Source organism: Pseudoalteromonas sp. SIMBA_162 (genome assembly GCF_046535955.1).
GTDB classification, from domain to species: domain Bacteria; phylum Pseudomonadota; class Gammaproteobacteria; order Enterobacterales; family Alteromonadaceae; genus Pseudoalteromonas; species Pseudoalteromonas marina.
Map to the genome: position 1 here is coordinate 1 of NZ_JAWJBQ010001093.1, position 241 is coordinate 241.

A 241-nucleotide genomic window follows, 5' to 3' on the forward strand; every position below is an offset into this window, starting at 1 on the left:
GCTTGCGCGGGCTGGCGCGCCGGGGCGGACGCTTGCGCCTGGGTGCCGCTGAGCGCGTGGAACAGCGCCAGGTATTGCGCCACCGCCGGCCGCCAACTGAAGTCCGCGGTCATGGCGTTGCGCTGCATCGCGCGCCAGACGGTCGCGTGGCTCCGCAAATGGACCGCGCGGGCGATGGCGGCGGTCATCTCGGCGGGCGTGCTGCCGTCGAACAGCACCCCGGTGGCGCGGGTCATGGCGG

General features: G+C 74.7%; 1 pseudogene. It reads right to left on the minus strand.

The features are described 5' to 3' along the window. Positions 1-241: pseudogene (locus R0J88_RS23060) on the minus strand (hypothetical protein); the annotation flags it as partial.